Source organism: Oleiphilus sp. HI0123, assembly GCF_001635315.1.
In genome coordinates, this window is the sequence record NZ_LWGE01000866.1 from 1 (window position 1) to 10,331 (window position 10,331).

The following is a 10,331-nucleotide window of genomic DNA, read 5'->3' on the forward strand; positions in this document are numbered from 1 at the left end:
GTGATCTTCACAGTTTCGCCATTAGCGTCTTCCATCTGCAATACATCAGCAATATTCAACCAACCTTCATTACCTTTGCGATCACGAACTTTTAACCACTCCGTCTTTCGAGTTGAAACTTCTAGCCACTCCCCTTTTTCGCTGATATGGAATACAGGGAAACCTTGCGCGGGGCCTGTGCGCCATTCCACAAAAGGAAGTACCACTTTAAGCTGAGGCGCAAATACGGTAGACCCGGCATGGTCTTCACGAGTTTCGGCCTCACTGGCTAAAACAGGCCATGAGAACAGCGACAAAATGAAGACCACCAAGCAAGAATACTGGCAGCGTGTTAAGCCTGACATAAATATCCTTTTTTAATCATGCAACGTTCAACTCTTCTCTACACACGAGGAAAATCTCTATGTAATCAATACTAGTTAATTGGTGCCGCAAAAGGGTCGTTAAAGTATTGCGCCCCAAGGTCCAACCATTCAGAAATCAACTTAAGCTCGGATAAAGTGAGATCACCTTCATGAGAACCACCTGCTTCAAACAAGTCTAAAAATTCCCCACTTCTCAAAGCACCTGCTGTATTCATAGTTGGCCCCACTGGTACAGTTTCCTGGACGTAAATAATGTTTTCGAATTCATCACGAAGCGGCTCACCTTCGTCATCCAACACTGGCTGATCGCTATCGACTAAGCGGTCAATTAAAATGCCTTCAACCAGTTCAACTTCATTATCATTAAATAATAGCTCACGATAAGACTTATAGTGATCTGGATCGTCAGTTGAAGGACCATTACTCAAATCCAACTGCTCAACCGGAACTTGAGTTTCCCCTTCACTGTCTACATTACTATGACAGGATGTACAGGTACGGTCTTCTTCAAGTTCATCGACGATACGTGATCTCGGCACCGACCATAGAGAATGAATATGTGTTTCATAGTTCACCACTATTCGACACCCTAGTCCCCAAGTCCCTTCACAAGTTTCCTTAATTGGCATTGGTGTCGTTAAATCTTCATAAGCATAGCTAATATCATTGTCTGTATCGGCAGGAACGACCCACTCATCAGTATAAGTAATATCAGGGCTTAGATTTCGAATACCATAATTTTCGGTATAGGCCTGCGCCATGGTTTCCCCCATTAGCACACCAAAGGGTGTATCTTCATCAGGCCCGGCAGGAGACGTTCCCGGAAAAGGAAGACCAACAGTCTCTGCCCCCGTATTGACCGGTTCAGGCCCAGCGCCATTACGCCCATGCGGGACTTCGCTTGCACCCGTGTGGCAACCGTTACATTCTATTAATTCCCCTGGAGCGACTTGCAGCCAGTTTTGATGACGCTCACTAGTACGCTGCCCTTTTTCATTTAATACGCTAAGTGCAAAAGCAACATTGGCTGGTACGGTCACCATTACAGATCCATCTGGTTCAATAGGAACATAACCCAGGATTTCCCGCATAGATTGCGCTCGACTTCTACCAAAAGCGGAGTTATCAAAATCACGTACGTTTTCATCAGGTATTGAAACAGCCTTCTCGATTCTTAGAAAACGTTGAGGACGCTCAGAAGGCTCTGTCACCTCAGGATTAGCAAGCGCCGCTAAACCGGCAGGAGACGTATCTTCACCATCAAAGTCATAGACACTGCGAATATGAATCGCTCCTAAACCATTACCAAAGTTTTCCAACTCTACTGGAACGTAGTCTTCCGGTTCTGGCCGACTTGTAACCAACATCACCTGATCGTAGCGATTACCTTCACTCGGTAAGGCAACCACTTTTAAGGTCTTATCGCTCGCATCATAGACATATAAACCATAGAGAGGTGTCGCGGCTTCATAGGTATCTGAAGCGAGTTTCTCTTCGGTACAATATTCTGGCTGGCCTTGTTGATCACCATCTGTTTCAGCATCGATATCGATCAGGGCAACACGACATAAGCTCCAGCTCACCAAGTAACGGTTTGAGCCATCATAAAGCGGTACAAAAGCGCCATACTGACCGTTTATCGTTTGTTCATCACTTGAGGTGACCCCGTCAATAATCGCGACTTGAGCCTGCCCTTCAATTGCGTCACTGCCATCGATGGCACGGTCTGCATCAATGAATTCATCCAAATTAATCTCGAGAGGTTGTGCGGCAAACGTAGCGCTTTCGAAGGTACGCAATGAAACCGCAATATTACCGTTTTCTAACTCTTTAGGTTTCAAGAACTGAACTTGGTCACCGTCTTCACCTGAATCATGGGAATGGCGGCCATAGAGGTAATTCAAGCCTGTACCGTCGGGGTTAATCTCGTATAAGTTAACACCATTGTTTCGTGTTTGCCCCGCGTTGTCCCAACGAGAAAACAGGACTTTGCCGTTATTCAACAGGATAGGGTCTAGATCGTGGCTTTGGTTAAAGGTAAGTTGCTGAATATTTTGTCCATCACCATCCATAATATGAAGGTTAAAGGCGTGTACATTTCGCTCTTCATCAAGTGCAGGATAACCCGTCTTACCTTCATTCAATAAAACAGCCTTGGCACGCGTCTGGCGCGTTGAAGTAAATAAGATACGATCACCTGGAAGGTAGCTGGGTGAAATATCATGCCCATCTTCAGCCCTGACATTCAGCGTACTATCAAAAATACGGCGGAGCGTGCTGCTCTCTATATTATATTCCCAGATATTCCAAGTAGGCTGATCTTCTTCATCGGCATTCTCTATCTCTGGCGCACGCATCGAGAAGAGTAGTTTCTTACCATCATAAGAAGTACTGAGGTCACGTACATCGTAGAGCAGCTCACCGTCGTCGTTTAAGAACGATTCATCAGCAAAGGCTGCCGAAGAAATATCCACCGTTTGAGCATCAAGTGATGCTTTTTGCTTTAGGTATAAAACAGCACCAGGACGAAACGATTGCGGCTCAGCAGCATTATCTGGCTCAACTTCGCCCTCATCATTTTCTAGAGGTCTTTCTATATAAGCTAAAGGTAAGTCAACTACAACAGGATCCGTGCCATCAGAGCTACAGGCAACAATAAGAGGCAGACTGATCATAGCAACAAGGCTCAACAATACCTGTCTCAAAAAGCCGGAATTTGAAGGCTTGGGTAATCTAAAATGCCTTTTGAAGGCTCGATTCAGAAAAACCGAAACGTAAAAAAATGTTAACCTGACATGCTTCACAATATTCTCCCTATTCGACATAATCGAGCCCAGTTAAGGACTTAGACAAGGATTATGTCTCTCAGTATGTCTTCTTCCTAAGTACATTCCAGCGCATTTGAGTTACGCAATGTAATGGTGAGCACTGCCACACAAAAAGCGTCTATCATCTTCAATTAAACTTCAAACATAGAGCGTTTGGGTCTAATTTAAATAAGCTCCGATCCAAAGAGGGAACAAGCTATGAATGTATTTCCTGTATTACCTAAGCTACTGAAACAAATAAAGCACGACGGTTTCTGGCAAGCAGCTATGACGCCAGCATATACAAAAACATTGATCGGAAAAATTAAGCTTATGCACCAGCGCATGAAATTTCTGTCACTTATACTTCTCTCTACACTATTCGTGAGCTCGACTCTAACGGCCGGGGAACGAGAGCAAGCTAAACGTATACATGACAGAATAGCGGGTGTGCCCCCTACTGCAAGTGTACTCGACTCTATGGCGGCGGATATTTTGGCGGGCGAAGCTAGCAATGCGGCCTATACGGCAATGGAACACACTGCTTTCTATGACGTTACGCTAAAAAACCTTGCAGCCCCCTGGACAAATGAAGCCATGTCCAGCTTTGTGCCCTTCAATGACTATATGGCAACCGTAATTGGTTTAGTACGCGATGACGCAGACTTTCGGTCAGTTCTATATAGCGACGTGCTCTATGTCGGAAATTCTTCACTTGGGCTACCAAACCCGAGCATCAGTAGCAACGCGCATTATGAAGCTCTGGAAGATGGCGGACACAGCCTAAAAGAGTATCTGATTGCCAGCACTCAGTCGGAACAATACAACATCCCTAGCGCTGCCGCTGCCGGTATCATGACCACGCGCGCATCCGCTCATGCATTCATGAAAGACGGTACCAATCGTGCACTGTTCCGTTTTACCGTGTTAAACCACTTATGCAACGATATGGAGCAACTTAACGACACCTCCTTACCACCTGACCGCGTCAGGCAAGATGTTTCGCGTAGCCCTGGTGGCGACAGCAGAATCTTCTTAAACAGCTGTGTAGGTTGTCATAACGGCATGGACCCTCTTACCCAAGCGTTTGCTTACTACAACTATGATTACAATGTTGAGAATGACCCAGAGGGTTTAAACGGCCAAATGGTCTATAACCAGGAAGGCATGACCGATGCGAGCACTGGCAGCCGCGTACAAGCAAAGTATCACATCAACGCTAACAACTTTGAGTTTGGCTATATCACGCCAGATGACAGCTGGGAAAATTACTGGCGCTCAGGAAGAAACCAGTTACTGGGATGGGATTCCACCCTCCCCGGCTCTGGAAATGGCGCTGCATCCATGGCACAAGAACTTGCACATTCCGAAGCCTTTGCCGAATGCCAAGTGAAAAAAGTTTTCCAGAATGTCTGCCTAAGAGAACCATCAGACGCTGCTGACCGAGCTGAAGTTGCATCAATGGTCACATCATTCAAAAACAGTGGATATCAACTCAAAAGAGTCTTTGCAGATTCAGCCACCTACTGCATGGGCGAATAGGAGGATATGACAATGAAAGCAACTAATACCTTAAAAAGCATTTGTTTATCACTCCTTGCCCTAATTCTACTTAGCGCCTGCGGTACTGACAGCGGCCAGGAAAATACCGACAACCCTAACACTAACCAAAACACCAGTACCGATGAGTATCTAGGCCCTGCGCCAGAAACTGACGATGCGCTAAAGTTTCAGACCGAGTTTTGGGAAAATATCGTTACTGAAAACCGCTGCGGCGCTTGCCACGGTGCTGATGGTCAGTCCCCTAAATTCGCACGCTTCGACGACGTTAACCTGGCACTTGCTGATGCCAGTAGCTTGATCGATCGAGATGACCCGGCAGAATCGGCTCTTATCACGAAAGTTGCAAACGGCCATAATTGCTGGGCATCTAACGGACAAGGTGGCACCGATATCGGCACCTGTGTAACGATTCTCACTGGGTGGGTCGAAAATTGGGTGGGTGACAATACTGCCAGCACTAATGAAATCATCCTACGCTCTCCACAAATCAAAGACCCTGGGAGCAGTAAGTCCTTCCCTGAGGATACTTTAAGCTACTCAAGCACTGTCTACCCTCTACTCACAGAGTATTGCAGTGACTGTCATGTCGAAGGCCAGCAAACTCCTTTTATTGGCAGCTCCGATGTTGACACCTCTTACCTGGCTGCTCAGAGTCGAATTAGCCTGGAAACCCCCGGTAACTCCCGACTAGTACAACGCTTACTCAATGAGTTTCATAACTGCTGGGAAGTTGGTTGTGAAGCCTCATCAACTGAAATGAGAACAGCGATCGAAGCCTTTTCTAATTCGATCACTGCCGCCGCGATTGACGAAACACTGATTACCAGTAAAGCGCTTGTATTGGTGGGTGACGGCATCGTTGCCAACTCAGGTGGCCGCTATGAAGATGATGTGATTGCCCTATACGAGTTCAAAGCCGGTGAAGGTACTCTTGCCAACGACACCAGCGGTGTAGACCCTGCCATCAACCTTGAATTGAGCGGCAACGTCGAGTGGGTCGGCGGTTGGGGCATTAAGTTTGGCGCTTCGTATATCGACGAAGAAACCAATACCCGTGTCGGCAACGGTAAAGCGCAAGGCAAGACCGAAGACAGTAAAAAGCTCTACGATGAAATACGCGGCACGTCTCAATATTCTATAGAGGCTTGGGTTGTTCCAGCGAATGTTACGCAGGAAGACTCGCGCATTGTGTCGTACTCGGGCTCGGCCAGCTCTCGTAACTTTGCTTTGCAACAGACCTTGTACAACTACGACTTTTACAATACTACTAACGACTTCAACGAAGCACTTTCAACCGCCGATGCAGATGAAAGACTTCAAGCCAGCCTTCAGCATGTTGTCGCCACCTACTCCGCAACACAAGGCAGAAAGCTCTATGTTAATGGTGTCTATACCGAAGATGAAGACAGCGTAGCCCCTGGCCTTCTAAATGGTTGGAACGAAAGTTTTGCCCTCGTATTGGGTAATGAAACCGATGGCAACGAACTATGGGAAGGCACGCTAAGGATGCTAGCTATTCATAGCCGTGCGTTAACACAAGAGCAAATCACCCAAAACTATAACTCCGGCGTAGGTGAAAAATTCTATATGCTATTTGGCGTATCTCATCTTGTGGATACCGATGACCCCGACACAGCCGATGACTTTATTTTCTTTGAAGCCAGCCAGTTTGATAGCTTTAGCTACTTATTCTCTGATGCACGCTTTGTCAGCCTTAACGACAATGTTGAACTAGACGACATCACTTTAAGAGGCATGAAGATCGCCATCAACGGGCAAGAAGTAAATGTTGGACAAGTCTACCAAAACCTAAACATTAGTTTGAACGACGAAGACTATGTAGCGGGTAACGGGCAAGTTTTATCTAACCTGGGAACCATCGTTCCTTTGGATAAAGCAGCCGATGAAGACGAGTTCTTCTTAAGCTTTACGGAGATTGGTAGCCGCTCACGCGATGAAGAGGAAGACATTCCACCAACGCCTGCTGAACCTGAAGACCTACCTGCTTCGTCAGAAATAGGGCTTCGCACTTTCGATGAAATCAATGCCACGATGTCTGTGATGACAGGCGTTGCCTCAACCGATAGCGATGTAAAAAGCACTTTTGATACGGTGAAACAACAGCTACCAACGATCGAGAATATCGAAGGCTTCTTATCGGCTCACCAAATGGCCGTCACTCAGTTAGCCATTCAATATTGTGACGCTTTGGTTGATGACACAAGCTTAAGAGCTAGTTTCTTTAGCAGCTTTGATTTTAGTGAAAATGCCAATACTGCTTTTGATACGGATGGCCGTAGCCAGATTTCAAGCGCCCTCCTGAGCAACTTTGTTGGCACTAGCTTGGACACTCAACCTAGCGACAGCGATATTAATGATGAGATAAACAGCCTGATTGATACGCTTAGCGCTTGCTCAGCTGACAGCAGCTGTCCCGAAGGTAGAACCGAGATTGTGGTCAAAGCAGCCTGCGCAGCCGTACTAGGCAGCGCTACAACGCTTGTGCAATAAATACTATTCAGTTGAAGGATGAGATTATGATTATCAAACCAACACTCAAACAAACGCTGGATATCAACGCACCTTTGATACACAGTGACCATAAACGCCCTAAAACACGTAGGGAGTTTATCGCCAATGGATTCATGGCTGGCGGTGCTACCGTTTTTGGCTCGTCAATATTCAGCCTCTTCGGAGCACCACGTAATGCTTCGGCCGCGCTATCTTCAGATATTGAAGCCTTAAAAGATAGCTGTGGAATCGCCGTCCAAGGGGCCGGAAAGATCCCTTTTATCTGTATTGACCTGGCTGGTGGCGCCAACATTGCCGGCTCCAATGTATTGGTTGGCGGTTCAGGCGGACAAAAAGACATGCTCAGCACAGCAGGCTATAGCAAACTTGGCATCCCGCCGGATTTTTTACCTCAGGTAAACAATACCGATGGCACTACGAATGACTTCGTTGATGAATCCCTGGGCTTAGCCTTTCATTCAGATAGCCAATTTTTACGCGGGATTCAGGAACGAACCTCTGCGGCAACCCAAGCTGCGATTAACGGTGTAGTTATTCCCGCCCGCTCAGAAAATGATACAGGCAACAACCCCCATAACCCGGTTTATGGCATTCATAATGCCGGTGCAGATGGTTCACTTTTAACATTGATTGGCTCACGAAGCTCTGATTCTGGCGGCAACTCCTTAGCACCAATGGACATGATTAACCCGCAGGTGCGCCCGACTAAAATTGACCGCCCAAGTGATGTTACTGGCCTGGTCGATGTCGGTGATTTGATCGGCCTACTAAGCCAGGAAGATGCCGTCGCGGTAATGGAGTCTATTCAACGTATCAGTGATAAGAAAATGGCTCAGATGAATACCGGCCTTCCTAACGCTGGCGTAAATGTTACCACTGACGAAGTCGTAAAAGACCTTGTACGCTGTGGCTATGTAAAAAGTGCCGACCTGGCAGACCGTTTTGGCAACCCTGCTGACCTCGACCCGGTACAAGACCCGGATATTGTCGGAGCAAGCGGTATCTTTAGTAGTGAAGAATTTCTCAATGACCGCGAATTCCAGAAAGCCGCATCGGTCATGAAACTCGTGATCAATGGCTATGCCGGTGCTGGTACAATCACCATGGGTGGTTATGACTACCATACGGGTAACCGTTCGACAGGTGAAGCTCGTGACTTAAGAGCAGGACGTGTCATGGGCGCTTGCCTGGAATACGCAGCACGAATTGGTGTACCGCTTATGCTTTACGTCTTTTCTGACGGTTCAGTCGCCAGTAATGGCATGGTAGATAATTCTGAACAAGGCCGCGGCAAAGGTGTATGGACCGGCGATAACCAATCAACTGCTGCAGCGTTCTACCTAGTCTATGACCCTAGCGGAAACGGTCGCCCTACTGCGATACGCAACCAGGTTGGCTATATGCGTAGCGACGCATCAGTCGAAACCGCATCAAGCCCTGCTGCCAATAACGTTAACCTACTAGTTCAAACCGTTATGCTGAATTACATGGCACTACACGGCGAGCAAGGCAACTTCGAAAATGTACTGAGTTATCACGGGCTGGGAAGTTCTACTCTTAGGGATACGCTGGTTGGAATGGCACCTATTGTAAATGGGACGATTTGATGAATAAGTAAGACGATAAAGGGGGGCACCTAAAGTGCTAAGCCCCTTTTGACTCATAAATTACTTGGCCAACTCTCTCAATGTGATCACGTAGCTGCAAGTTCTTAATGTCATGAAAGCAATGCACATCGACTACAAGCGGGATATCAGAATCTGCAAAATCTAACGCTAGTGCTGAGCTCGTAAAACGGTCAATATTATCGCCGACGACAGCAATATCAATATCACTTCGCTCATGATAATTCCCTTTCGCCCTAGAGCCATAAAGCTTTGCATAATCAATCATCTCATACTTAGATAATATATCTCGTATCTCGCTCAGAGTTTGCTCACTCAAGCCGAACTGACTCATGATGATACTATTTCTTCTAAGAGTGATGTGTACCACTCATCTAGCATAGGCAAATAACTAATTTTTATGGAATCAATAACCTGTTCGAACTTCGAAAAGTCATAGGTATGACTCATAAGGTTTCGGTCTCCGATCATTCTCAACCAGGTCTCGGCATCATTAATATACTTACTTTGATACGCTTGGCGAACAACCGACTTAGGTGAAATCTGGTCAAGAATAATACCATCAAATTCCATTTTATCTTTGAGAACCTTCCACGCTAGTTCGAAGGTATATTCAAAACGCTGAATAACACCTTCCTTTTCTAACTGGCTAAACGAAGCAATATCTGACTCCACTGCTTCACGTAGCAAAAGAAAAGCTCGCTGAAAGTTCTTAAACCGTTGTTGCCAGCGAATATCTGAGACAGACGTCATGACGCGTTACCTAATTCTTTAAAGATGAATATTTTGAAAATCACTATAGCAAGGATCGAGATACGATTCGATGATTTAAAGACCAAGGCTACAGGAGAAAAGAGCCCTAAGAAAGCCTTAGCCGCCTCCTTGAACTTAAGGCCTTCCCAAACCATTGGAATAATGAACCCTTTGGCGTTCATCAATCAGAATCGCGTCAATACCATCTAGTCTATTCATCAAGGCTAAACCTTTTTTCAAACCCAATACGAACACGGCAGTCGATAGCGCATCGGTAGTCGTCACATCAGGCCCGAGAACGGAAACGCTTAGCAGACCGTTCCGAGCAGACCGGCCTGTTTTTGGGGAAATAATATGGTGAACCCTTTCGCCGCTATCATCGATAAAGAATCGCTCGTAGTCACCTGAAGTCGATAAAGCGACATCCGATAAAGGCAGAACAACGGAGTTTTCTTCTTTGTTTCTAGGGTGACGCACCGCGACAAGCCAAGGCTTTGAGCCCTTTCCGCCCAGAAGATACATATCGCCGCCCGCACTTAAACGCGCATGTTGAACGCCAAAGGTCTTCAACATCTTAATGCCTTCATCAACAGCATAACCTTTAGCTATTCCGCCTAAGTCAAGAGCGACTCCAGGAGAGCTAAAGCGTACTGTTTGAGCACTTCTNTTTAAAACAATATGGCGAT

8 protein-coding genes are annotated in these 10,331 nt (G+C 46.4%); 3 read left to right on the top strand and 5 right to left on the bottom strand.

Features of this window, described 5'->3' with window-relative positions; all coding sequences use genetic code 11:
• The coding region (locus A3761_RS07510; protein WP_255374928.1) for an SH3 domain-containing protein at positions 1–344 on the bottom strand (344 nt) is incomplete at its 3' end.
• 71 nt (positions 345–415) lie between these two features.
• Positions 416–3,040 (bottom strand): hypothetical protein, encoded by a 2,625-nt coding sequence (locus tag A3761_RS07515; RefSeq protein WP_068553290.1) that lies wholly within the window; start codon positions 3,038–3,040, stop codon positions 416–418.
• 351 nt (positions 3,041–3,391) lie between these two features.
• Here A3761_RS07515 and A3761_RS07520 point away from each other — a divergent pair, with 351 nt between their 5' ends.
• Genes A3761_RS07520 through A3761_RS07530 form a run of 3 tightly spaced genes read left to right on the top strand, consistent with a single transcriptional unit; the run spans position 3,392 to position 8,874 of the window.
• Positions 3,392–4,714 (top strand): hypothetical protein, encoded by a 1,323-nt coding sequence (locus A3761_RS07520; RefSeq protein ID WP_231872338.1) that lies wholly within the window; start codon positions 3,392–3,394, stop codon positions 4,712–4,714.
• A 12-nt stretch (positions 4,715–4,726) separates the two neighbouring features.
• Positions 4,727–7,246: a LamG domain-containing protein gene (locus A3761_RS07525; RefSeq protein WP_082870202.1), complete on the top strand. Its 2,520-nt coding sequence runs from the start codon at positions 4,727–4,729 to the stop codon at positions 7,244–7,246.
• Positions 7,247–7,272: 26 nt separating this feature from the next.
• The gene (locus A3761_RS07530) at positions 7,273–8,874 is read left to right on the top strand and encodes a general secretion pathway protein GspF (RefSeq protein ID WP_068553543.1); all 1,602 of its coding nucleotides are present in this window, start codon (positions 7,273–7,275) and stop codon (positions 8,872–8,874) included.
• Between the two features lie 37 nt (positions 8,875–8,911).
• Here the strand turns inward: A3761_RS07530 and A3761_RS07535 are convergent, their stop codons facing one another.
• From A3761_RS07535 to A3761_RS07545, 3 genes are all read right to left on the bottom strand, one after another.
• On the bottom strand, positions 8,912–9,226 hold the full coding sequence (locus tag A3761_RS07535; protein ID WP_068511541.1) for a nucleotidyltransferase domain-containing protein: 315 nt from the start codon (positions 9,224–9,226) through the stop codon (positions 8,912–8,914).
• The gene (locus A3761_RS07540; RefSeq protein ID WP_068553544.1) at positions 9,223–9,645 is read right to left on the bottom strand and encodes a nucleotidyltransferase substrate binding protein; all 423 of its coding nucleotides are present in this window, start codon (positions 9,643–9,645) and stop codon (positions 9,223–9,225) included. The genes A3761_RS07535 and A3761_RS07540 overlap by 4 nt, the downstream gene beginning before the upstream one ends.
• A 135-nt stretch (positions 9,646–9,780) precedes the next feature.
• Positions 9,781–10,331, bottom strand: a 551-nt coding sequence (locus tag A3761_RS07545; RefSeq protein ID WP_197472941.1) for an FAD:protein FMN transferase, incomplete at its 5' end; no start/stop codon positions are given.